The organism is Parablastomonas sp. CN1-191 (assembly GCF_049354825.1).
GTDB lineage: Bacteria > Pseudomonadota > Alphaproteobacteria > Sphingomonadales > Sphingomonadaceae > Novosphingobium.
The window spans coordinates 2203102-2224417 of sequence record NZ_CP186480.1; the positions used below are offsets into that span (position 1 = coordinate 2203102).

Sequence of the window (21316 nt, forward strand, 5' to 3'; positions counted from 1 at the left end):
TGTCACAAGGTTAATCGTCCGGATACCCTACGCAATAAGCTTAACCATGAATGCGCAAGGCGTTGAAAAGGCTTTATATTCCGCCGCCTGTCAACCTCTGGCAAACGAGGTCGAGCTGATCGAGGGTCCGATAACGGATCGTCACCGAACCGGACCGCGGATCGGCATCGGCATTGATTCGCACCGACAGGCCAAGAAACTCCTCGAGGTGGCTCTGGACCGCGGCGATATCCGCTGCACCGGCCGGATCGCGCTCGCCCCGCGCCTTGCGCCGAGCGGGCGCCGCGCCCTTGCGCACCAGTTTCTCGACATCGCGCACCGACATGTGCCGCGACGCCGCCTGGCGGGCCAGCGTCTCGGCGTCGTCGGCGCCGATCAACGCCCGCGCATGCCCCATCGACAGTTCGCCGGCCTCGACCATGTCGAGCACTGGTTCGGGCAGCGCCAGCAGGCGCTGCAGGTTGGCGACGTGACTGCGGCTCTTGTCGACGAAGGCGGCGATTTCCGCCTGCGTCAGCCCATCGTCCTGGGCCAGCTTGTGATAAGCGCGCGCCTCCTCGACCGGGTTCAGGTCCTCGCGCTGAAGGTTCTCGATCAGGGCCAGTGCCGTCACTTCGCGCTCGTCGAGATCGCGGACCAAGGCCGGAATCTCGTGCAACTGGGCCTTTTGCGCCGCCCGCCAACGCCGCTCACCGGCCACCAGGCGGTAGCCGTCCTCGTGCCGCGTCACGATTACCGGCTGGATCATGCCGCGAGCGGCGATCGAAGCGGCAAGTTCCTCGAGCGCGGCCTCGTCGAAGCGGCGGCGCGGCTGGCCGGGGTGGGGCTTGATGCTGGCCACGGGAAGCTGGCGCAGGCCGCTTTCGTGCGAATCGGCCGGAATCTCGCCGCGCGGCACGACCAGCGGCTCTTCGCGCCGCGAATCGCCCAGCAACGCACCCAGTCCGCGCCCTAAAGCGGCCCGGCGGGCCGGGGCGGAGCCACCGGTGGGGGCGGTAACGACCTTTTCGTCGCTCATGCGGCCTTCCTTCGTTCGGGCAACCGGGCAATCAACTCACGCGCCAGCGACATGTAAGCGCGGCTGCCCGCGCAGGCGTGATCGTAGACAAGCGCCGGCAAACCGTGACTTGGCGCTTCGGACAAGCGCACGTTGCGCGGAATTGCGGTCTCGAACACCAGGTTGCCCAGACAGGCGCGAACGTCATCGGCAACCTGGTCGGTCAGGCGATTGCGCCGGTCGAACATCGTCAGCGCGATACCGACGATGCCGAGGTCAGGGTTGAAACGCTGTTGCACGCGCTCGACCGTCTGCAGCAGCTGGCTGAGGCCCTCCAGTGCGAAAAACTCGCACTGCAGCGGCACCATCAGCGTATCGGCGGCACTCAGCGCGTTAAGCGTCAGGAGCCCGAGCGAGGGAGGGCAGTCGATAAACGCGATATCGTGCGCAGTATCCTGCGCCAGCGCGCGCCGAAGCCGGTCCGTCCGCTGGTCGACATTGACCAGTTCGACTTCGGCTCCCGACAAGTCGACGGTGGCCGGAACGATATCGAGGCCCGGAATCGACGTCGGCACGATGCAGGAAGCCAGCGGCGCCTGGTCGACGAGAAGGTCGTAGGACGACGTTTCGCGACTGTGAGCAGGAATTCCGATTCCCGTCGAAGCGTTGCCCTGCGGATCGAGATCGATCAACAAGGTCCGCCACCCCGTAGCCGCCATTGCTGTCGCAATGTTGATGGCCGTGGTCGTCTTGCCGACACCGCCTTTCTGGTTGGCAATTGCGACGCGAATCACGCTTTTCCGCCCCTTTTCCCGCCTATTTGCCCGACCAGGATGCCGGCGTCAGGATCGGTGAACGACTGTTCCACGTGAAACATGTCTGCACTCGAACCTGCTGTCGCCAGTTCTTGCTGCGCCGAGCGCCCTTTCGGCAAGAGCCAAAGCGTTTCGCTGGTGGAAAAACGAGCCGCGACGTGAAGCGTTTTGAGCAACGGCGCGAACGCGCGCGCCGAGATCACATCGCATTGCATCGTCTCAAGACGCTCGACTCGACTTCCAAAGACGGTGACGTTTTCGAGCTTCAGAGCCAAGGCCGCACGCTGGAGCCAGTCGACGCGCAAGGGTCGCGACTCTACCAGGCCGACGGCCCAGTCCGGGCGGCAAGCGGCAACAACGAGCCCAGGGAATCCGGCGCCTGATCCCAAGTCCAGCCAGTGACCCGCTGTTTCACGTGAAACAAACCGCAAAAGCTGCGCTGAATCGGCAACGTGGCGCTGGAAAAGATGCGGTACCGTTCCCGCCGCGATGAGGTTCTGGGCGGCGTTTTCAGTGACGAGAAGTTCTGCCAACAGTTCCAGCCGGGACAGGGTTGCCGCGCCGAATTGTTCGGTTAGCCAGGCCTTCGCCTCGTCCTCGCTGCCGATCACGCCGCTGCCCGCCGTGCATGAACGAGAAGGGCAGCGAGCGCCGCCGGCGTTATGCCCGGAAGGCGTCCAGCTGCCGCCAACGTCGTGGGCCGTGCCGCCGAAAGGCGCTCGACCATCTCGCGAGACAAGCCAGGGGTGGCCGCGAAAGGAAAATCGTCGGACAAGGCCAAACTCTCGCTGGCGCGAAGATCGCGCAGCTCCGCGTCCTGCCGGGCCAGATAGGGGGCGTACGCTGCGTCTTCGGTCAATTCCTCGGTCAGGCCGGGATCGACATCGTCCGGCAACCAGGAGCCGAGCCTTTCGCGCTGAACATCCCCGAAGCGAAGCCATTCGCGAAGCGCCAATGTGCCCGTGTCGTCGCGCACCGTCATGCCGGCGGCGATCAGATCACGCGCCGGCACCGGGGTATCGAGCGCGTGATCCAGCCGCTCCCTGTCGGCCTCGCGCCTGTGCCACCACGCTTGCCGAACGGGCCCGACCAGTCCTGCGGCCATCGCAGCAGGGGCAAGCCGGCTGGCCGCGTTGTTGGCTCGCAAGCGCAACCGGTACTCGGCACGTGCCGTCAACATCCGGTACGGTTCGCTTACGCCCTGTAGCGTCAGGTCATCGACCATTACGCCGATGTAGCTGTTGGCGCGGTCGAACTGCATTGCACCGCGGCCAAGCGCGGCTGCAGCGGCGCCGGAACCGGCGACCAGCCCTTGCGCCGCGGCTTCTTCGTAGCCGGTCGTGCCGTTGATCTGCCCGGCGCACCACAGACCAGGGATTGCGCGCACTTCGAGACTGGGGCGCAAGGCGCGCGGATCGACGTGATCGTATTCGACCGCGTATCCCGGCACCACCATCTCCACTCTCTCAAGGCCGTCCATCGTGCGCAACATGGCGAGCTGGACGTCGGCGGGCAGTGACGTGCTGATGCCGTTGGGATAGACGAGGTGCGTATCCAGACCCTCGGGCTCGAGAAAGACCTGGTGGCCGTCCCGATCGGCGAACCGGTGGATCTTGTCCTCTATCGAAGGGCAATACCGCGGGCCGCGGGCGTCAATCGCGCCGCTGAACAGCGGCGATCGGTCGAGCGCGGCGCGGATGATATCGTGGCTCGCCGGATTGGAGCGCGTGATGGCGCAGGCAAGCTGCGGGTTTGTGCGCCCGCGGCTCAGGTCCGACATCGTCCAGGTATCCTCGTCCGATGGTTGCTCGTCGAGAACGGCCCAGTCGATGGTGCGACCGTCCAGGCGCGGCGGCGTCCCGGTCTTGAGCCGGGCGAGGGGAAGGGCGTCGCGAAGTTGCTCGGCAAGGCGCGTGGCTGCCTGTTCGCCGATCCTGCCGCCGACCATGCGTTCTTCACCGCGGAACAACGTACCGCCCAGGAACGTCCCGGTGCAGAGCACCACCTGCCGCGCTGGGATGAGCGATCCATCGGCCAGCGTCAGTCCCACGATCCGGCCACCATCGATGACCAGCGCCGCGGCCTCGCCCTCGATAACGGTCAGGCCGCTCTGGGCCGCGATCGCTTGCTGGACCGCCGTCTTGAACAGGCGCCTGTCGGCTTGCACGCGCGGTCCGCGCACCGCGCTGCCCTTGCTGCGATTCAACAGGCGATAATGGATCGCCGCCACATCGGCGGCACGGGCCATAATGCCATCGCAGGCATCGACCTCGCGCACCAGATGGCCTTTACCCAGACCGCCTATCGCCGGGTTGCAACTCATCGCGCCAATCGTTTCGCGCGAAAACGAGACGAGGGCCGTTCGGGCGCCGAGCCGCGCCGAAGCGGTGGCCGCTTCGACCCCGGCGTGGCCGCCGCCGATAACCAGGACATCGAAATCACTCATCGATGCGGCCCATACCCCAGGGTCCCGGAGCGTCAAAGTCCCCCGTGTTTCACGTGAAACACATGCCCTACTTGCCGATGCAGAAGCGGCCGAACAGCGTATCAAGCATGTCCTCGGTCGCCGTGCGTCCGATCAATCCGTCGAAGCCGATCCGCGCCACGCGCAGCTGCTCGGCAATGAGAAGGGGGTCGCGTTCGCAGGCCGCTTCGCACAGCGCGGCGCGGGCCATTTCCATTCGCCCCGCCTGCCGTGCGTTGAGCGCCGCTACACCCGGCCTGGGAAGTGTGGCCCGCGCTGCTTTTACGAGGTCTTGGCGCAGGCCGTCGATGCCAAGGCCTGTCACTGCCGAAACCGCGTGGCGCGGGGCGCTTTTCCCCGCGCCACCCCGGTCGGCCTGGGCAGCGATTTCCCAGGCACCGGGCGGTCCCTCACCCTCCGGACCCAGCCATAGGACGAGGTCCGCATCAGTCAGGGCGGCCCGCGCCCGCTCGATTCCGATCGCCTCGACCGGGTCACCCGCCTGGTCGCGCAGGCCCGCCGTGTCGAAAAAGCGAAACGGCACGCCCGACAGCGCGACCGGGCGCATCAGCACGTCGCGCGTCGTGCCGGGGATCGGCGTTGCGATCGCCGCGTCGTCCTCGACGAGGGCGTTGAAGAGGGTGGACTTGCCGGCATTGGGCGGCCCGGCGATCGCGACCTTGACGCCTTCACGCAAGCTTTCCGCGCGCGGGCGGGCCAACCATTCACCCAAATCCAGCTCAAGCGCGCCGATGGCCGCATAAAACGCCGGGTCGAGACCGGCGACGTCGCCCTCGTCATCGAAATCGAGCACCGCTTCGACGGCGGCCGAAAGCGACAGCACCTGCCCGCGCCAGTCCTCGACGGTGCGTGACAGCGCGCCTTCGGCAAGCGCGAGGGCCGAGCGGCGTTGCAAGTCGGTTTCGGCGGAGAGGAGGTCGGCCAGGCCTTCGGCCTCGGCCAGGTCGATTCTGCCGTTGGCGAAAGCGCGGCGGGTAAATTCCCCGGCTTCCGCCGCGCGAAGACCGGGCAGGGCGGCAAGGGCACTCAGCACGGCGGCAACCACCGCGCGGCCCCCATGGCAGTGCAGTTCCGCCAGGTCTTCGCCGGTCGCGTTGCCCGGGCCGGGTAGCCACAGGACCAGCGCCCGGTCGAGGAGGATGCCGGCGTCGTCGCGAAGGCTAGCCGAGACGGCGCGTCGAGGTGAGGGCAGGCGGCCAGCAACCGCCTCGAGCGCGGCCGCTGCCTGCGGGCCGCTGATGCGGATCAGCGCAATCGCTGCCGGCGGGCTGCCGCTGGACAGCGCGAAAATCGTGTCACGCATTGCCGCTGCACACGCCGGCCCGGCTGACCGGGCTCAGCCGTCCTTCTTCTTCGATCCCGCGGAAAAGGCGCCGCCGTTATCGACGAACTGCTGGAACAGCTTCATTCCCATCTGGCCCATCGGCGCCAGGCTCTTGGCGAAATCCTGTATCTGGTCGACGTTGGCGGCACCCTTCATCGCCTTGGTCACCGCGTCGATGTAAACGTCATTGGCCTTGGCGACGTCGGGCAGGCCCATGAACTGGCGCGCTTCTTCCGGCGTGCAATCGATCTCGACATGGACCTTCATCGCGCATCTCCTTTGCCGCGTTGGCCGCGGTGCTTACACAGGCCCCCGGCAAAGTCCACGTCACTTGCCGGAGGGACGGGCCGGCGGGTCAACCGACGCCGTAACTCTGGATCGCTGCGAGGATGGAGCCGATCCCGGCGCGCTCCTCTTCGGTGATTTCTGGCCGCCAGATCTCGAACAGCAGCACAACCCGCTCTTCGGGGCCGTCGTTGCGGGCCTCGTGCTCGATCGAATCGTCGAAGATCAGCGGCACGCCGTCGCTCCACGCCCGCGTCTCGCTACCGACGCGCAACGTGCAGGCGGGGGCAGTCCGGATCGGCACATGACAGATCAGGCGCGAATTGAGCATTCCGACGTGGGAGCCGATATGCGTTCCGGGCTTGAGCCGTGACCACAGCGCGTTTGGGGAGCGGCCTGGGATGCGGGGCATCGGTGCCAGCTCGAGCGCGGCCATGGTGACGGGGCAGCGCGCCGCTGCATCTTTGACGGGTTCGCCATCGCGCCAGAAATAGAACGCGCCCCAATCGGGCTTCTCAAGCAGCGGATTGTTGGGCGCGGGCCGGTTTTCGGGCCGTTCGACATAAGGCGCGAAGACATCCTCGCCGCCGGCCATGACGGCGGCCAGTTCCGCCTGCATCGCCGGTATCTTTTCGACGATCGAGCCCAGCCAGTCGAATTCCTCGACCTCGTAGAAACGGCGCTGGGGCAGGCAGGGCAGGTAGAACACGCTCGGCTGCTGGAAATAGAGCTGGCGTTCTCCGCGCATCAATTCGACCGCTTCCTGAACGCGCGGGGGCAGCGGCCCGATACTGGCGGCAAGGTGCGCGGCGAATTCGACCTGGGCGCGATCGATGGCGGCGCGGGCATGGTCGGCAAGCGGCGCCAGCGTCGGCGGCAGGCCTCCGAACGCCCCGTCCTGCGCAAGCGCGGCCTGGTAAAAACTGACCGCGGCCCTGAGGTCGCCGGCGCGCTCGCGCAGCATGCCTTTCAGGAGCAGGGCGCCGACATCGCGGCTGGCCGCTCCGAGCCGACGGTCGAGGGCCGCTTCGGCGGCCGGCAGATCGCCCGCCGCCAGTGCGGCCTGGGCCTGGAGCAGCGGATCGGCCGGGGAGGTCATGGCTCGCGTCTCGACCTCCCCGCCAGCATCTTACTGGTTCATCGTAGCGAAGAAGTCTTCGTTGGTCTTGGAATCCTTCATCTTGTCGAGGAGGAATTCCATCGCGTCGATCGTGCCCATCTGCATGAGGATACGGCGCAGGACCCACATCTTGGAGAGCTGGTCCTTGCCGACCAGCAGCTCTTCCTTGCGGGTGCCCGACTTGCCGACGTCGAGCGCCGGGAAGATGCGCTTGTCCGCCACCTTGCGGTCGAGGACGATTTCCGAGTTACCGGTACCCTTGAACTCTTCGAAGATGACTTCGTCCATGCGGCTGCCGGTATCGATCAGCGCGGTGGCGATGATCGACAGGCTGCCACCTTCCTCGATGTTGCGCGCCGCACCGAAGAAGCGCTTGGGACGCTGCAGCGCGTTGGCGTCGACACCGCCGGTAAGCACTTTGCCCGAGCTCGGCACGACGGTGTTGTAAGCGCGCCCAAGGCGCGTGATCGAATCGAGCAGGATCACGACGTCGCGCTTGTGCTCGACCAGGCGCTTGGCTTTTTCGATAACCATTTCAGCGACCTGGACGTGACGCGTGGCGGGTTCGTCGAAAGTCGAGGAAATGACCTCGCCCTTCACGCTGCGCTGCATGTCGGTCACTTCCTCGGGTCGTTCGTCGACCAGGAGGACAAGCAGGAAGACCTCGGGATGGTTGTCGGTGATCGCCTTGGCGATGTTCTGCAGCAGCACGGTCTTGCCGGTGCGCGGCGGCGCGACGATGAGCGCGCGCTGGCCCTTGCCCTGGGGCGAGATGATGTCGATCACGCGCGCCGACTTGTCCTTGACCGTCGGGTCGACGGTATCGAGGCTGAGCTTCGATTCCGGGTAAAGCGGGGTCAGGTTGTCGAAGTTCACGCGGTGACGGACCGCATCGGGATCGTCGAAGTTGACGCTGGTGAGCTTGGTCAGCGCGAAATAGCGTTCGCCGTCCTTGGGCGCGCGGATCTCGCCTTCGACGGTGTCGCCGGTGCGCAGACCCCATTTGCGGACCTGGTTGGGCGAAACGTAGATGTCGTCCGGCCCGGCGAGGTAGTTGGCCTCGGGGCTGCGCAGAAAGCCGAAGCCGTCCGACAGGACCTCGATCGTGCCGTGGCCGACGATTTCCTCGCCGTCTTCGGCGACCTCTTTGAGGATCGCGAACATAAGGTCCTGGCGGCGCAGCGTGGACGCTGCCTCGACGCCGAAGTCCTCGGCCATTTCAACCAGTTCGGCGGGGGTTTTCTTTTTCAGTTCTTTGAGGTGCATTTGCAGGTGTCCGATTGGGATGTGGCCGGCGGACCGATGGGCTTGGAGAAAGCAGGTCAGGCGGCCGCGCGTGCGGCCTGCCGGTGGGCACGGGAAATACGCGCCTCTGCGGGCGCGGTCAACGAAAGCTTAGAACGGCCTGACGATGACGAGGATGACGATCAACGCGGCGGCGATCCCGGGCACTTCGTTCAGCAGCCGCAGCCGCTTGCCCGCCAGCTTACGCTCACCCCTGGCAAGCGCGGCGGCGTAACCGGCCATCCAGATGTGGTACGCGCTCAACGCCAGGACAAGGGCCAGCTTGGCGTGAAACCAGCCTTGCTGGAACGCGCCGGTCGTCAGCGCCAACGACAGGCCGAGCACCCACACCACGACCAGCGACGGCCACAGGATGATCTTGAGCAGCTTGGCCTCACGCGTCGCCCAGAGCTTGTCCTCGGCAGATCCGGGCGCGCTTTCCTGGTGGTAGACGAAGAAGCGCGGCAGCATGAACAGCCCCGCCATCCAGAAGATCACGAAGATCACGTGGCCGGCCTTGAGCCAGAGGTAAGTCATCGCCAGGAACTCCATCGCGCCTGCATAGCCTATCGCCGCCAGCCGCGCACGACCCTGAGCAACGCCTCGACGTTTTCGATCGGGGTATGCTGGCCGATGCCGTGGCCCAGGTTGAAGACGTGCGGCCGGTCGGCAAAGGCATCGAGCACGCGCAGCGCCTGGCGCTCCAGCTCGGGCCCGCCGGCCAGCAGCAGCAACGGGTCGAGGTTGCCCTGGACCGGCATTCCGGCAGGCAGCGTGCGCGCGGCCCACGCCGGATCGATCGTTTCGTCGAGGCCGAGCGCGTCGGGCGCGACACCCTGCGCATAGGCGGAAAGCTTTTCGCCCGCGCCCTTGGGAAACCCGATCACCGGCACGCCCGGGCAGCGCGTACGCAGTGCCGCCACGATGGCGCCATTGGGCGCGATCACCCAGCGCTCGAACTCGGCCGGGGCAAGGCTGCCGGCCCAGCTGTCGAACAGTTGCACGGCTTCCGCGCCGGCCTCGATCTGGCCGACCAGGTAATCGGTGGTGACGCGCACGATGGCATCGATGATCGCCTGGAACGCCGCCGGATCGCGATAGGCCATCGCGCGGGTGTCGTGCTGGTCGCGGCTCCCTTCGCCGGCCACCATGTAAGTCGCCACTGTCCACGGGCTGCCGGCAAAGCCCAGCAAGGTGGTCTCAGGGCTCAGCGCCGCCTTCACGCGGGACACCGTCGCATAGATCGGAGAAAGCCGCTCTGGCACTGCCTGGAGGCTGTCCAGGGCATGGTCCACTAGCCGGGGCGACAAGTGCGGGCCTTCACCGCTGAGGAACTGCAGGTCCTGGCCCATCGCGTAAGGAACGATCAGGATGTCGGAAAACAGGATCGCACCGTCAAATCCGAACCGTCGCAGCGGCTGGATCGTGATCTCGGCGGCGGCCTCGGCGTCGTATACCAGCGCCAGGAAACCGCCCTTTTCGGCGCGCAGGCTCCGGTATTCGGGCAAGTAGCGCCCGGCCTGGCGCATCAGCCACACCGGCCGCCGGTCAGCATTCACACCGTTGAGCGTATCGAGGAGCAATCCGGCCATGCGCGCGCGTCTCTAATCTAAATAAAAGAGTCTTTTTGAAGGATTGATGGAGTCTGTTGGCCCTGTGGAAAGCGGGGACGGCGCGCCTCTGCCCGAAATGTCCGGGCGTGAACAGATCAAACCCGCGCTCCGACTCCGGACCCCGCCGCGTCAAGCAGGAGTTGTCCCCGCTGTCCCGGCGCTGTGGGAACAGCCGCGTTTGCCTGCCCGGGTGGCGGGAGGAATCGGCTGACAGCGGGCAGGAAACCCGGTGATTGCCTTGTCCCCGGATTGCTCCCGTGGTTTATGCCGCCATTCATCCACAGGGTCCGCATCGCCGCCAAATGCAACGCCAGCACCTTCACCTTTTGTCGGATTCGACCGGCGAGACGCTGGAAATGCTGGCCAAGGCCGCGCTCGCGCAGTTCGAGGGCGAGGACGTGGTACGCCATTTCTGGCCGATGGTCCGCTCGCAGCAGCACCTCGACCGCATCCTGGCCGAAATCGCCGCCAATCCCGGGCTCGTGCTATTCACGCTGGTCAACGACGAGACCCGTGCCCGGCTTGAGGACAAGTGCCGCGCGCTCGGCCTGCCGGTGGTCGCCGCGCTCGATGCCGTCACCGACGCGCTCGAAGGGCTTTTCGGCCGCGCGCCCAAGGCTCGTCCAGGTCGTCAGCACATGATGGACGAGGCCTATTTCGACCGGGTCGAGGCGATCCAGTTCACCATCGCGCACGATGACGGGATCGCCTGGGAGGACTGGGAAGAAGCCGATATCGTCCTGGCCGGCGTATCGCGCACATCGAAGACGCCCACGTCGATCTACCTCGCCAACCGCGGATACCGCGTCGCCAACATTCCGATCGTGGTGGAAAGCCCGCCGCCAGCGCTGCTGTTCGGGCTCAGGCATCCGCTTGTGGTCGGGCTGACCACGGCGGCCGACCGGTTGATCGCGGTGCGCCGCAATCGCCTGCTGTCGCTCAACCAGGCGCCCGAAACGGCCTATGTCGACGAGGAACGGGTTGCCCGCGAACTGCAGTACGCGCGGCGTATCTTCGCCGACAACGCCTGGCCGGTTATCGACGTCACCCGCCGTTCGATCGAGGAGACCGCCGCCGCGATCATCAACCTGATGAACGAGCGCGAGGCCAGCGAAGCCGCGAACGAGAACGCCTGATGTCGACCCGATGCTGATCCTCGCCAGCCGCAGCGCTTCGCGCCAGGCCATGCTGACCGCAGCCGGCATCGCTTTCGAGGCGCGCCCGGCCGACGTCGACGAACGCGCACTCGAAGCCACGCTGGCCGGTGCCGCGGCGCCGACCATAGCGCGCACGCTGGCCGAGGCGAAAGCGCTGGCGGTGCCGGAACCCGGCGCGCTGGTGCTGGGTTCGGATTCGCTGGTCGAGGTCGCCGGCCGGCGCTTTTCCAAGCCCCGCGACCGCGCCGAGGCGGCCGCGCACCTGCGCACCTTTTCGGGGCAGGCGATGACTCTGGCGAGCGGCGCGGCGCTGGCGCGGGACGGTCGCATTGTCTGGAGCCACGCGGAGATCGCGACGCTGACCGTGCGCGACCTCTCGGAGGGTTTCATCGAGCGCTATCTCGACGCCGAATGGCCGGCGGTGGCCGGATGCGTCGGCGTGTTCCGCATCGAGGCATTGGGTATCCAGCTGTTCGAACAGATCGAGGGCTGCCATTTCACCGTGCTCGGCATGCCGCTGCTGCCGGTACTGACGGCGCTGCGTGCCGAAGGAGCCTTGCCCGCATGAGCCAGCCCTATGCCGAGGTCGTCGGCGATCCGATCGCGCAGTCGAAAAGTCCAGCGATCCACTGCTTCTGGCTGGCGGCGCTGGGGATTGCGGCCGAGTACCGCGCTCACAGCGTCGCCGCCGGCGACCTCGGCGACTATTTCGCCGCGCGCCGTGCCGATCCGAACTGGCGCGGCTGCAACGTGACGATGCCGCACAAGCAGGCTGTGATCGCGCATCTCGACCGGCTCGATCCGCTGGCCGAACGGATCGGCGCGGTTAATACCGTGGTGCCCGAAGGCGGTGCGCTGGTGGGCTACAACACCGATGTTGCCGGTTTCCTCGAACCGCTGCAAGGCTGGCTGGGCAAGCGGCACTTGTACCGCATGGCGCGGGTGCTGGGCGCTGGCGGCGCCGCACGCGCCATCGTGGCGGGCCTGGCGGCGGAACGCGTCACGATCGTCCTCGCCGCGCGCGATCCCGCCAAGGCGGAAGCACTGCTGGCAGAGCTCGATCCCGGCGGCGAGCATCACGCCGTGGCGCTGTCGCACTTTGCCCCGCCCACCGACTTCGTCTTCGACGACCGCGCCGGCTGCTTCGACCTGATCGTCAACGCCAGCCCGCTAGGGATGCGCGGGCAGGATCCGCTGGCGTTCGACTTCACCCACGCGCCGCCCGGCGCGATCGCGTATGATATCGTGACCGATCCGGCCGACACCGCGTTCCTGAAGGCCGCACGTGCGCGCGGCATGCCGACGATCGACGGCCTGGCGATGCTGATCGGGCAAGCCGCCGCTGCATTCGAACGGTTTTTCGCCGCGCACCCGCCGCGCGATCGCGACGGCGAACTGCGCGCGCTGCTGGCACGATGAAGCGGCCGTTTGTCCTCGGCCTGACCGGCTCGATCGGGATGGGCAAGAGCGCGGTCGCGGAAATGTTCGCAGCGCGCGGCGTGCCCGTGTTCGATGCCGACGCCGCCGTGCACCAGCTTCAGGGTCCGGGCGGCGCGCTGCTGGCGGCGATCGAACGCGCCTTTCCCGGCACGACCGGCGCCGGCGGGGTCGACCGCGCCGCACTCGGCGCCGCGGTGTTCGGCGACCGCGACGCGCTCGCCAGGCTGGAGGTGATCGTCCACCCCGCCGTCGCTGTCATGCGCGAAGAATTTCTCGCCGCGCATGCCGCGGCGCCGCTGGTCGTCTTCGATATCCCGCTCCTGTACGAGAAGGGGGGCGGGCAGGGGCTCGACGCGGTGGCGGTGGTCTCCGCGCCGGCGGACACGCAGCGCGAGCGCGTGCTCGCCCGCCCCGGGATGACGCCCGAACGCTTTGCCCAGATCCTGGCGCTGCAGGTTCCCGATGCCGCCAAGCGCGCGCGCGCCGACTATGTTATCGACACCGGCACAAGCCTGGCCGAGACCGAGACGCAGGTGGCCGCGCTGATCGAGCGGCTGGTCGCCGGATAATCGCACGGCGGCGGCGCATCACCCCCTTGCCTTGCGCCCGCGTCAGGCAGATACCCGAACCCATGCGCGAAATCATTTTCGATACCGAGACCACCGGCCTCGATCCGCGCAGCGGCGACCGGATGGTCGAGATCGGCTGCATCGAGATGATCAACCGGGTGCCCACCGGCGCCGTGTTCCACGCCTACTTCCATCCCGATCGCGACATGCCCGCCGGCGCCGAGGCCGTCCACGGCTTGTCGATCGGGTTCCTGTCCGACAAGCCCCGCTTCCATGAGAAGGCGGCCGAGCTGCTCGAATTCCTTGGCGATGCCAAGCTGGTGGCACACAATGCCGGCTTCGACTTCGCCTTCCTCGACGCCGAACTGGCGATGTGCGGCCTCGATCCGGTCTGCCGCAGCCGCATGGTCGATACCGTGCAGCTGGCCCGCGTGCGCCATCCCGGCGCCAAGCTCAGCCTTGATGCGCTGTGCACGCGCTACGGGATCGACCGCAGCCACCGCACCCGCCACGGTGCGCTGCTCGATGCCGAACTGCTGGCACAAGTCTATGTAGAGCTGACCGGCGGCCGCCAGATCGGGCTGGGCCTCGCCGACGAGGTCGAGGCGCTGGTCGATTCGGTGGTCGAGACGGTCCGCAATCGCGTGTTCCGCCCGGCTCGCCCCCATTCCGCCAGCGCGGCGGAACTTGCCGCGCACTCGGCCTTTCTGGATACCATCAAGGAGCCGCTCTGGGCGACTTGACCGCGCGCCCCGATCCAAGCCGGCCGCAGCCAACGACAACAAGGAGTTTCGCCCCATGGACATTCGCGTATCCGGCCACCAGATCGCCACCGGTGAAGCGCTTCAGGCCCACGCCCAGGATCGCCTTGCCGCCACGGTGGAGAAATACTTCAGCCGGGCGCTGTCCTCGCAGGTTACCTTCAACAAGGCCCCCAACGGCGCGTTCCGCTGCGATATCGTCGCCCATGTCATGCAAGGGGTGATCATCAAGGCGGCGGGGCTGGCCCAGGACGCGCATCTCGCGCTCGACGATGCCATCGCCAAGGTCGACAAGCAGCTGCGCCGCTACAAGCGCCGCCTCACCGACCGGCATGAGCAGGTCAACCAGGCCCAGCGCGAGGAAGAAGCCGCCTATACCGTCTTTGCCGAACCTGACGGCGAGGATGTCGAGCCGACTTACGCGCCGCTGGTCATCGCAGAGACCCGCGTCGACGTGCCCGAAGCCACCGTTTCGGACGCGGTCATGATGCTGGACCTCAGGAATACCAACGCCTTGCTGTTCAAAAACGCTGGCACGGGCCGCCACAATATGGTGTACCGCCGCGGCGACGGGTCGATCGGCTGGGTTGAACCGTCCTGACGCGACCGCTATGGGCGCGCCGTTTTCCAGGCACGTGGAAGGGGCTTGGGAGCAGGGCATGGCCCCTCGCTCCCGGCGCCCCTTTTGGCGTGCGGTAAGGGGTCCACACGGACGATGACTGCCCTTTTCACGCTGCTTCCCGACGCCGTCTGCACCGTCAGTGCGGATCGCAAGTCGGCTATCCTCGACCAGCTCGCCCAGCGTTTCGCCGGCGTCTACGGGCTTGACCCGGTGCTCGTCCTCGAACGGATCGAGGAGCGTGAGAAGCTCGGCAGCACCGGGTTCGGGCGCGGTGTGGCGATACCCCATGCGCGCCTGCCGGGGCTGAACCGGCCGGTGGCGGCGTTCCTGCGCCTCGATCACGCGGTTGCCTTCGATGCCGCCGACGGGCTGCCGGTCGACCTGGTGTTCGGCCTGCTGTCGCCGGAACAGGCCGGCGCTGCGCACTTGCATGCGCTGGCCGCGATAAGCCGGATGATGCGCGACGAGCGGATGCACGTGGCGCTGAGCGAAGCCCCGGGAGCCGAGGCGCTTTACGCCCTGCTCGCCAATGTCATCGACCGCGACGCTGCCTGACGAACTGCACCAGGCGCCCGCCGCCGGGGCCCAGGGCCACTGGCGCGCGCTTGAATCGCTGTATGCCTCGGCGCCGATCAACCAGTTGTTCCGCTCGGCCCTGACCATCAGCGGAGAAGGACTGGCGCGGATCGCCTTCGATATCGAACCGGCGCACTTCCATGCCGCCGGCGCCGCGCACGGCACGATCTACTTCAAGATGCTTGACGATGCGGCGTTCTACGCCGCCAACACACTGGTGTCTGACCGCTTCCTGCTGACCACGGCATTCAACCTTCACTTCACCGCCCCGGTCAAGGCCGGGCGCGTCGTCGCAGAGGGCAGGTGGATCTCGGGACGGCGCCGCGTCTACGTGGCCGAGGCGCGGCTGGTCGACGCTCAGGGCGAGGAGATCGGCCGCGGCACCGGCACGTTCATGAAAAGCCGTATCCCACTGTCGGCCCTGCCCGGCTATGCGGTCGCCTCGGCGTCATGAGCGAACCCAGGCTCAGCCCCCGGTTCGAGATCGGTGCGCTGATTCGCCGCGCCGAAGTCGGTGGCGGATTCGCAGCCGTGCTTCATCGCGGCGACGACCAGGCGGGAACATTGTTGCTGTTAACCACGCAAAGGGGCGGCAATCCGCGCTTGTGGGAGCGGATGCCCGGTCTCGACGACACCCGCAGGTGGACCGAATTAACCATCCAAGGGCTTGAATCTAATGATGATTTCAGCCAATATTTGGCGCGTCGGCATGCTCAGGACCCCGATTTGTGGGTAATTGAACTGGACGTCGCTGACCCGGAACGGTTCATCGCAGAGTCGGGAACCGCCGTTTGACTCTTCGCAGCTGCGGTAACTAGGGGCGCGCACCTTTTGTGATTGTGCGCAGGCGGCACTGACGGACAAATCGGTCCGCAGCGCTGGCACGCAGACGGGGGGCAGCCGGCAGATTTTGCCGGACCACGTGTGAGGGGCGATGAAGCCCCGGTGGTCCGTCCAACCTGTTCAGGCTCGCCAACCGCCCAAGAAGACGGTCGAATGAGCCGCATTTTAAATCGCTCCGCTGCCATTGCAGTGGTCGCTACACTGATGACTACGCTTTTCAGCGCCACCGGTTCCGGCGCAATTGCCCAGACCCCGAACGCGGCTCAGCCCGTTCCGGTCGCGGCACCTCAGGAATCGACTCCGGATCTCCCCGTCGTTGCCGTTTCGACCCCGATCGTGCAGCCGCTCCCGGCCGCCGCGGACGAAGCCGCCGCCGATGACGATGACGCCCCGCGCGCCGCCAGCCTGGCCGCGCTGGTCGACCAGAACGACAATTCCACCGACCTTTCGCGCGAGCTCGAATGCCTCGCCGGCGCGGTCTATTTCGAATCGAAGAGCGAGCCGCTGGCCGGCCAGCTCGCCGTCGGCCGCGTGATCGTCGCGCGTTCGAAGTCGGGCCGCTTCCCCAATTCCTATTGCGGCGTCGTCTACCAGCGCTCGCAGTTCTCGTTCGTGCGCGGCGGCGGGATGCCGCCGATCAACCGTGCTTCGCGGCAGTGGAAGAACGCGGTCGCGATCGCCCGCATCGCCAACGAAGGCAGCTGGAAGAGCCCGGCCGAAGGCGCGCTCTATTTCCACGCCGCCCGCGTCTCGCCGGGCTGGCACCTGACGCGCGTCGCGCAGATCCAGAACCACGTCTTCTATCGCTGAGGACGCGTGCTAAGGCAGGGTCATGACCCTGCGAATAGCGACCTACAACGTCAACGGCATCAAGGCGCGCCTGCCGCGTCTTCTCGAGTGGCTCGAGGAGACGCAGCCGGCGGTCGCCTGCCTGCAAGAGATCAAGACGCAGGATGAGGGGTTTCCCGCCGCCGAGATCGAGGCGGCCGGTTATCGGGCGGTCTGGCACGGCCAGAAGAGCTTCAACGGAGTCGCCATCCTTGCGCGGGGGGAACAGCCGGTCGAGGTCGGGAGGGGCCTCGCCGGCGATCCCGACGATCTCCATTCGCGTTACCTCGAATGCGACGTCTTCGGCCTGCGCGTGGCCTGCATCTACTTGCCGAACGGCAACCCGGTGCCGGGGCCCAAGTTCGACTACAAGCTGACCTGGATGGACCGCCTGCGCACGCGCATGGCCCAGATCATGGCCGAGGAAGTGCCGGCGGTGATCACCGGCGATTATAACGTCATCCCCACCGATGCGGACGTCTGGTCGCCCGCCGCGATGGCGGCCGACGCCCTGATGCAGCCGCAATCGCGCGATGCCTGGTTCCGCCTGTTGGGCGACGGCTGGACCGACGCGCTGGGGCTGCACAATCCGCGCGGCGGGGTGTGGACGTTCTGGGATTACCAGGCTGGCGCCTGGCAGCGCGATCACGGCTTTCGCATCGACCACGCGCTGCTGTCGCCCGAGGCCGCCGACCGATTGGTCGCAAGCGGCGTCGACAAGGACTATCGCGGCCGCGAGCGCGCCAGCGACCACACGCCGGTCTGGGTGGAGTTGAGGTCCGTGTCAGGCTAGCGGCGGGGGCGGTCAGGCCCTGAGGGGCATAGCTGGCAGCCTGGCTGTCAGCGGATCAGCGCATCAAACCGCAAAGCTGGATCCGCAGCCGCATCCGGCGACGGCGTTGGGATTCTCGACCTTGAAGGCGGCGCCGCCCAGCGACTCGACGTAATCGACCGTGCAACCGGCGACGAGGTCGAGGCTGATCGGGTCCACCACCATGCGGGCACCGTCGCCCTCGACGACGGTATCGTCGGCGTCGGGCGCGTCAGCCAGCTCGAACCGGTACTGAAAGCCGGAACAGCCGCCGCCTTCGACCGCGAGACGCAGCAGCGGCGCCTTGCCCTGGCGCTGCGCGATCGCGGCAACGCGCGCGGCGGCAGACGGCGACAGGTTGAGCGTGGGGGTGTCCATGCCAGCGATGTAGGCGTCGCGGGCGGCGATTCCTAGAGCGCGGCGGCCTATGCCGACTGGATGTAGGACCGCATCGTCTCGGCCTCGTGCTGGATGTGATCCATGCGATGCTTGACCAGGTCGCCGATCGAAACGAACCCGACCAGCGCCTCCGCCTCGATCACCGGAAGGTGGCGAACACGCCGGCGCGTCATCAGTGACAGCGCCTCTAGCACCGGGGTCTGGCGCGTTACGGTGATCGCCGGGGCGGTCATCACCTCGTCGACCGTGCGGTCCAGCACTTCGGCGCCTTCCCTGGCGATGCAGTGGAGCAGATCGCGCTCGGAAAATATGCCGGCCACGCGCCCGTCCGCCATCACCGGCATCGCGCCGATGCGTTCGCGCGACAGGACGCCCACCGCGTCGCGGACGCTGGTACCGGCGGGGCAGTAATGCACGGCCCCGTCGGCGCGGTTGGCAAGGATCGTCGCAATCGTCATGGCCGCTCTCCCGTTTCTGGTTTCGTGTCCGGCTGACCGTGCCATTGTGCCATCAACGTGGCACGCTTGCCAGCCCGCGGACGCAGGCGCATGGACGGCGGGCCATGTCCCCGCCGCCTTCCCCGCTCGACGATCCCGACCAGGCCGCTTTCGCATGGCGGCGTTACAAGCGGCTGATGCTCTTCATGGCACTGGTTACGGCGCTGACGGTCGCCGCCGCGCTCGTGGTGCTGTATCGCACCGGCGCGCTGGTCTCGATCCACTTCATCATCGCGACCGGGCTGGGTATCGCCGCGGCGATGATGCTGATGGCGGCGCTGATGGGGCTGGTGTTCCTGTCCAACGGGACCGGCCACGACGATGCCGTCGCCGATTTCGAGGACACGCCCCGGCCCGGGCCGAAACCCCGGCCCAAGCCGTCTGAGCCCGAATACCGCGGCCCGCGCCCGCCGCGCTGATCAGGCGGGCGGGTGCAGGCGGTAGTCCTCGACCGGGACGCCGCCGACCAGGTGCTCCTGCAGGATGCGCTCCAGCACCGGCTCGGTCGCATTGCGGTACCAGACGCCGTCGGGATAGACGACCGCGACCGGACCCTGCAGGCAGACGCGCAGGCAGCTTGCCTTGGTGCGCAGGAAACCGGTGTGGCCGCCCAGGCCCAGTTCCCCCATGCGCCGCTTGAGGAATTTCCACGCCGCCACGCCGACGTCGCGCGGGGCGCACTTGTCCTCGTCCGGGTCGGCGCAGAGGAAGATATGCCGGACGGTCGCGAAGCCGCCGAGCTTCGCGAGCGAGTCCTCGGCCTCCGCGACCGTCCCGCGCTCTCTCACTGGCCCAGGTGCTCAGCCAGGAACGCGAATACGGTCTGGTACCATTGCTTGGAGTTATTCGGCTTCAGCACCCAGTGGTTCTCGTCCGGGAAGACCAGCAACTGGCTGGGCACGCCCTTGCGCTGCAGCGCGGTGTAGGCCGCCAGGCCCTGCGTGTAGGGGATGCGGAAATCCTTCTCGCTGGTGATCACCAGCATCGGGGTCTTCCAGCGCGCAACGTAGTTGACCGGGTTCCACTTCTCGAACGCGGCGGGATCCTCGTAATAGGTCTTGCCGCCGTGCTCCCACTCGTCGAACCACAGCTCCTCGGTCTCGTAAGCCATGGCGCGGGCGTCGAAGACGCCGTCGTGCTGGACCAGGCACTTGAACCGGTCGGGCCACATGCCCTCGATCCAGTTCATCATGTAGCCGCCGTAGGAGCCGCCCGCCGCGCAGGCGTTCGTGCCGTCGAGCTGGGCGTCGCGCTGGATGGCGGCGGCCAGACCTTTCTGCAAGTCTTCGAGCGGGGCACCGCCCCAGTCGTTGGAAACGGCATCGGTAAAGGCCTGGCCATAGCCGGTCGAACCGTGCGGATCGATCGTCACCACCGCATAGCGGTCGGCCGCGAAGGTGCGCGGATTCCAGCGCCACGACCAGCCATCGTTGAAGCTGCCCTGCGGGCCGCCGTGAACCAGCAGCAGCACCGGCAGCTTGCCGGTGGCGCCGGCCGGCTTGTGGATCATGCCCCAGACGGTGTCGCCGTGCGCGCCGGTGAAGCTGAGGCGCTGCGACACCAGCGGCGCCAGGCGCGCCAGCTGCGCGTCGTTGACGTGGCTGAGCTGGCGGAGCGCCTTGCCCTTCGCCAGGTAGACCGCTGCCGGCGATGCGACCGCGTCGCGCGTATACAGGAGCGCGCCGCCCGCCAGCGGCGTGATGTTGGAGATATGGCCTTCGGTCAGGCCCTTGGGCGCCAGCGCCAGCCGGGTCACCTTGCCGGTGGCCGGATCGACGCGGAAGGCGGGGTTGTCGAGCACGTCGCCGGCGGTGACGATCAGGCTTTTCGAATCGGGCGTCCACGCCAGCGAATCGACCGAACGGTCCCAGTCCCGGGTCAGCGCGCGGCGCGCCCCCGACTTGAGGTCGAGCAGCTGGACCACGAGGCGGTCGGCCTCGAAGCCGGGCCGCGCCATCGCCGTCCACGCCAGCCAGCGTCCATCAGGGGAGGCGGCCGGGTGCGCATCTGTGCCCTTGTTGGCTTCGGTCAGGTTATGGGGCGCACTGCCGTCCAGCGGGGCGTGCCAGATATCGAGGTTGGTCGACGTCGGCTCGTTACGATCGGCCTGGCGGGCGGTGAAATAGACGCTGCGCGAATCGGCGCTCCACGCGATCTCCTCGCCGCCGCCGAACGGCTTGGTCGGCGTGTCGCCGGTCAGGACCGCGGCGTCCGTCCCGTCGAGCGGCGTGCCCCCGTCGCTCAGCGAACCGTCGGGGCTGACCGTGAAGACGAACGCGCGGCTGTAAGTGCCGGGTGTCTCCCACTGGTCCCAATGCCGCACGAATCCGCTGCCATCCTTGTAGAGGCGGCCGGTGCCCGGGCCGGGCAGCGCGCCCTTGCCATCGTTGTCGCAGCCCAGTGTCGGGCAATCGCGCGCTGTGTCGCCCCACACCACCACTTTCGTGCCGTCGGGCGACAGCTTGAAGCCGGCGACGTCGGTGGGGAAGCTGCGCACCAGGACCGGGGCGGCGCCGGCCGCAAGGTCGAGGGTGTAGAGCTGGTCGGAGCCACTCCTGCCCGAGATGAACCACAACTTCTTGCCGTCGGGGCTGAAGGCGGCATCGTGTTCATTGGCGCCGGGCAGGTCGGCGATCCGCGCCGCGGCTCCGCCGCCGGCGGCGACGCGCCACAGCCCGGTCTCGCGCTTGTAAGTTGCGGGGTCGGTGTCGGTCTGCTGCCACACCACCCAGCGCCCGTCGGGCGACGCGATCGGCGCGGCGACCCGCTTGAGCGTCAGCAGGTCCTCCACCGACATCGCCGGGGTATCGGGCGCGGCGGCAAAGGCCGGGGCGGACAGAATGGCGGAGGCGGCGGCAGCCGCGAGCAGGATCGATTTCATGGGCCCCAG

The 21316-nt window shown here is 67.4% G+C and carries 26 protein-coding genes; 12 read left to right on the plus strand and 14 right to left on the minus strand.

Annotated features, from left to right (window positions below; translation table 11 throughout):
• Window positions 1-73 precede the first annotated feature (73 nt).
• The 10 genes from ACOYW6_RS10935 to hemE form a co-directional block, all read right to left on the minus strand.
• Window positions 74-1018 (minus strand): ParB/RepB/Spo0J family partition protein, encoded by a 945-nt coding sequence (locus ACOYW6_RS10935; protein WP_423141344.1) that lies wholly within the window; start codon window positions 1016-1018, stop codon window positions 74-76.
• Window positions 1015-1791, minus strand: coding sequence for a ParA family protein (locus ACOYW6_RS10940; RefSeq protein ID WP_423141345.1), 777 nt, complete (start codon window positions 1789-1791; stop codon window positions 1015-1017). The genes ACOYW6_RS10935 and ACOYW6_RS10940 overlap by 4 nt, the downstream gene beginning before the upstream one ends.
• Window positions 1788-2423: a 16S rRNA (guanine(527)-N(7))-methyltransferase RsmG gene (gene rsmG, locus ACOYW6_RS10945; protein WP_423141346.1), complete on the minus strand. Its 636-nt coding sequence runs from the start codon at window positions 2421-2423 to the stop codon at window positions 1788-1790. The genes ACOYW6_RS10940 and rsmG overlap by 4 nt, the downstream gene beginning before the upstream one ends.
• Complete coding sequence (gene mnmG / locus ACOYW6_RS10950) at window positions 2420-4258, minus strand: tRNA uridine-5-carboxymethylaminomethyl(34) synthesis enzyme MnmG (RefSeq protein ID WP_423141347.1); 1839 nt, start codon at window positions 4256-4258, stop codon at window positions 2420-2422. The genes rsmG and mnmG overlap by 4 nt, the downstream gene beginning before the upstream one ends.
• Before the next feature lie 67 nt (window positions 4259-4325).
• Window positions 4326-5600: a tRNA uridine-5-carboxymethylaminomethyl(34) synthesis GTPase MnmE gene (gene mnmE / locus ACOYW6_RS10955; protein ID WP_423141348.1), complete on the minus strand. Its 1275-nt coding sequence runs from the start codon at window positions 5598-5600 to the stop codon at window positions 4326-4328.
• Between the two features lie 33 nt (window positions 5601-5633).
• The gene (locus ACOYW6_RS10960) at window positions 5634-5888 is read right to left on the minus strand and encodes a DUF6489 family protein (protein WP_423141349.1); all 255 of its coding nucleotides are present in this window, start codon (window positions 5886-5888) and stop codon (window positions 5634-5636) included.
• A gap of 88 nt (window positions 5889-5976) precedes the next feature.
• Complete coding sequence (locus ACOYW6_RS10965; protein ID WP_423141350.1) at window positions 5977-7005, minus strand: aspartyl/asparaginyl beta-hydroxylase domain-containing protein; 1029 nt, start codon at window positions 7003-7005, stop codon at window positions 5977-5979.
• 30 nt (window positions 7006-7035) lie between these two features.
• On the minus strand, window positions 7036-8292 hold the full coding sequence (gene rho, locus ACOYW6_RS10970) for a transcription termination factor Rho (protein WP_423141351.1): 1257 nt from the start codon (window positions 8290-8292) through the stop codon (window positions 7036-7038).
• A 129-nt stretch (window positions 8293-8421) separates the two neighbouring features.
• A complete protein-coding gene (locus tag ACOYW6_RS10975) occupies window positions 8422-8847 on the minus strand; it encodes a CopD family protein (RefSeq protein WP_423141352.1) in 426 nt (141 codons plus the stop codon).
• Between the two features lie 29 nt (window positions 8848-8876).
• Window positions 8877-9902, minus strand: a complete 1026-nt coding sequence (hemE, locus tag ACOYW6_RS10980; protein ID WP_423141353.1) for a uroporphyrinogen decarboxylase — start codon at window positions 9900-9902, stop codon at window positions 8877-8879.
• A gap of 323 nt (window positions 9903-10225) precedes the next feature.
• On the opposite strand from hemE, the gene ACOYW6_RS10985 reads away from it, so the two are divergent.
• The 11 genes from ACOYW6_RS10985 (at window position 10226) to xth (ending at window position 17512) form a co-directional block, all read left to right on the plus strand.
• Window positions 10226-11059, plus strand: coding sequence for a pyruvate, water dikinase regulatory protein (locus ACOYW6_RS10985; protein ID WP_423141354.1), 834 nt, complete (start codon window positions 10226-10228; stop codon window positions 11057-11059).
• A 10-nt stretch (window positions 11060-11069) separates the two neighbouring features.
• The gene (locus tag ACOYW6_RS10990; protein ID WP_423141355.1) at window positions 11070-11648 is read left to right on the plus strand and encodes a Maf family protein; all 579 of its coding nucleotides are present in this window, start codon (window positions 11070-11072) and stop codon (window positions 11646-11648) included.
• Window positions 11645-12499, plus strand: coding sequence for a shikimate dehydrogenase (gene aroE, locus ACOYW6_RS10995; RefSeq protein WP_423141356.1), 855 nt, complete (start codon window positions 11645-11647; stop codon window positions 12497-12499). Before ACOYW6_RS10990 ends, aroE begins: the two co-directional genes overlap by 4 nt.
• Window positions 12496-13089: a dephospho-CoA kinase gene (gene coaE, locus ACOYW6_RS11000; RefSeq protein ID WP_423141357.1), complete on the plus strand. Its 594-nt coding sequence runs from the start codon at window positions 12496-12498 to the stop codon at window positions 13087-13089. The genes aroE and coaE overlap by 4 nt, the downstream gene beginning before the upstream one ends.
• Before the next feature lie 62 nt (window positions 13090-13151).
• Window positions 13152-13832: a DNA polymerase III subunit epsilon gene (gene dnaQ, locus ACOYW6_RS11005; protein WP_423141358.1), complete on the plus strand. Its 681-nt coding sequence runs from the start codon at window positions 13152-13154 to the stop codon at window positions 13830-13832.
• A 55-nt stretch (window positions 13833-13887) separates the two neighbouring features.
• Window positions 13888-14451: a ribosome hibernation-promoting factor, HPF/YfiA family gene (gene hpf / locus ACOYW6_RS11010; RefSeq protein ID WP_423141359.1), complete on the plus strand. Its 564-nt coding sequence runs from the start codon at window positions 13888-13890 to the stop codon at window positions 14449-14451.
• 114 nt (window positions 14452-14565) lie between these two features.
• Entirely contained in the window at window positions 14566-15027 is a 462-nt protein-coding gene (locus ACOYW6_RS11015) for a PTS sugar transporter subunit IIA (protein ID WP_423141360.1), read from the plus strand.
• Window positions 15002-15502: a PaaI family thioesterase gene (locus tag ACOYW6_RS11020; protein WP_423141361.1), complete on the plus strand. Its 501-nt coding sequence runs from the start codon at window positions 15002-15004 to the stop codon at window positions 15500-15502. Before ACOYW6_RS11015 ends, ACOYW6_RS11020 begins: the two co-directional genes overlap by 26 nt.
• Window positions 15499-15843: a DUF1491 family protein gene (locus tag ACOYW6_RS11025; protein ID WP_423141362.1), complete on the plus strand. Its 345-nt coding sequence runs from the start codon at window positions 15499-15501 to the stop codon at window positions 15841-15843. The genes ACOYW6_RS11020 and ACOYW6_RS11025 overlap by 4 nt, the downstream gene beginning before the upstream one ends.
• A 252-nt stretch (window positions 15844-16095) precedes the next feature.
• A complete protein-coding gene (locus ACOYW6_RS11030; protein ID WP_423141363.1) occupies window positions 16096-16701 on the plus strand; it encodes a cell wall hydrolase in 606 nt (201 codons plus the stop codon).
• Between the two features lie 22 nt (window positions 16702-16723).
• Window positions 16724-17512, plus strand: coding sequence for an exodeoxyribonuclease III (xth, locus tag ACOYW6_RS11035; RefSeq protein ID WP_423141364.1), 789 nt, complete (start codon window positions 16724-16726; stop codon window positions 17510-17512).
• Window positions 17513-17575: 63 nt separating this feature from the next.
• Here xth and erpA read toward each other — a convergent pair whose 3' ends face one another.
• Together erpA and ACOYW6_RS11045 are read right to left on the minus strand one after the other, a co-directional pair.
• The gene (gene erpA / locus ACOYW6_RS11040; RefSeq protein WP_423141365.1) at window positions 17576-17908 is read right to left on the minus strand and encodes an iron-sulfur cluster insertion protein ErpA; all 333 of its coding nucleotides are present in this window, start codon (window positions 17906-17908) and stop codon (window positions 17576-17578) included.
• A gap of 47 nt (window positions 17909-17955) precedes the next feature.
• A complete protein-coding gene (locus ACOYW6_RS11045; RefSeq protein WP_423141366.1) occupies window positions 17956-18387 on the minus strand; it encodes a CBS domain-containing protein in 432 nt (143 codons plus the stop codon).
• Window positions 18388-18491: 104 nt separating this feature from the next.
• Here ACOYW6_RS11045 and ACOYW6_RS11050 point away from each other — a divergent pair, with 104 nt between their 5' ends.
• Window positions 18492-18845: a hypothetical protein gene (locus tag ACOYW6_RS11050; RefSeq protein ID WP_423141367.1), complete on the plus strand. Its 354-nt coding sequence runs from the start codon at window positions 18492-18494 to the stop codon at window positions 18843-18845.
• On the opposite strand, the gene ACOYW6_RS11055 is transcribed toward ACOYW6_RS11050, so the two are convergent.
• Both ACOYW6_RS11055 and ACOYW6_RS11060 read right to left on the minus strand, forming a co-directional pair.
• Complete coding sequence (locus ACOYW6_RS11055) at window positions 18846-19214, minus strand: (2Fe-2S) ferredoxin domain-containing protein (protein ID WP_423141368.1); 369 nt, start codon at window positions 19212-19214, stop codon at window positions 18846-18848.
• A complete protein-coding gene (locus ACOYW6_RS11060) occupies window positions 19211-21307 on the minus strand; it encodes a prolyl oligopeptidase family serine peptidase (RefSeq protein ID WP_423141369.1) in 2097 nt (698 codons plus the stop codon). The genes ACOYW6_RS11055 and ACOYW6_RS11060 overlap by 4 nt, the downstream gene beginning before the upstream one ends.
• Window positions 21308-21316: the final 9 nt, after the last annotated feature.

Coding starts and splice junctions, on each gene's coding strand:
- ACOYW6_RS10975 (WP_423141352.1), bottom strand. CDS start 8,847: ATGACTTACCTCTGGCTCAAGGCCGGCCACGTGATCTTCGTGATCTTC.
- ACOYW6_RS10965 (WP_423141350.1), bottom strand. CDS start 7,005: ATGACCTCCCCGGCCGATCCGCTGCTCCAGGCCCAGGCCGCACTGGCG.
- ACOYW6_RS11020 (WP_423141361.1), top strand. CDS start 15,002: ATGTCATCGACCGCGACGCTGCCTGACGAACTGCACCAGGCGCCCGCC.
- ACOYW6_RS11060 (WP_423141369.1), bottom strand. CDS start 21,307: ATGAAATCGATCCTGCTCGCGGCTGCCGCCGCCTCCGCCATTCTGTCC.
- ACOYW6_RS11015 (WP_423141360.1), top strand. CDS start 14,566: ATGACTGCCCTTTTCACGCTGCTTCCCGACGCCGTCTGCACCGTCAGT.
- ACOYW6_RS11025 (WP_423141362.1), top strand. CDS start 15,499: ATGAGCGAACCCAGGCTCAGCCCCCGGTTCGAGATCGGTGCGCTGATT.
- coaE (WP_423141357.1), top strand. CDS start 12,496: ATGAAGCGGCCGTTTGTCCTCGGCCTGACCGGCTCGATCGGGATGGGC.
- aroE (WP_423141356.1), top strand. CDS start 11,645: ATGAGCCAGCCCTATGCCGAGGTCGTCGGCGATCCGATCGCGCAGTCG.
- hpf (WP_423141359.1), top strand. CDS start 13,888: ATGGACATTCGCGTATCCGGCCACCAGATCGCCACCGGTGAAGCGCTT.
- ACOYW6_RS10960 (WP_423141349.1), bottom strand. CDS start 5,888: ATGAAGGTCCATGTCGAGATCGATTGCACGCCGGAAGAAGCGCGCCAG.
- hemE (WP_423141353.1), bottom strand. CDS start 9,902: ATGGCCGGATTGCTCCTCGATACGCTCAACGGTGTGAATGCTGACCGG.
- xth (WP_423141364.1), top strand. CDS start 16,724: ATGACCCTGCGAATAGCGACCTACAACGTCAACGGCATCAAGGCGCGC.
- ACOYW6_RS10990 (WP_423141355.1), top strand. CDS start 11,070: ATGCTGATCCTCGCCAGCCGCAGCGCTTCGCGCCAGGCCATGCTGACC.
- dnaQ (WP_423141358.1), top strand. CDS start 13,152: ATGCGCGAAATCATTTTCGATACCGAGACCACCGGCCTCGATCCGCGC.
- ACOYW6_RS11030 (WP_423141363.1), top strand. CDS start 16,096: ATGACTACGCTTTTCAGCGCCACCGGTTCCGGCGCAATTGCCCAGACC.
- mnmE (WP_423141348.1), bottom strand. CDS start 5,600: ATGCGTGACACGATTTTCGCGCTGTCCAGCGGCAGCCCGCCGGCAGCG.
- ACOYW6_RS11045 (WP_423141366.1), bottom strand. CDS start 18,387: ATGACGATTGCGACGATCCTTGCCAACCGCGCCGACGGGGCCGTGCAT.
- ACOYW6_RS10985 (WP_423141354.1), top strand. CDS start 10,226: ATGCAACGCCAGCACCTTCACCTTTTGTCGGATTCGACCGGCGAGACG.
- ACOYW6_RS11050 (WP_423141367.1), top strand. CDS start 18,492: ATGTCCCCGCCGCCTTCCCCGCTCGACGATCCCGACCAGGCCGCTTTC.
- rho (WP_423141351.1), bottom strand. CDS start 8,292: ATGCACCTCAAAGAACTGAAAAAGAAAACCCCCGCCGAACTGGTTGAA.
- mnmG (WP_423141347.1), bottom strand. CDS start 4,258: ATGAGTGATTTCGATGTCCTGGTTATCGGCGGCGGCCACGCCGGGGTC.
- erpA (WP_423141365.1), bottom strand. CDS start 17,908: ATGGACACCCCCACGCTCAACCTGTCGCCGTCTGCCGCCGCGCGCGTT.
- ACOYW6_RS10935 (WP_423141344.1), bottom strand. CDS start 1,018: ATGAGCGACGAAAAGGTCGTTACCGCCCCCACCGGTGGCTCCGCCCCG.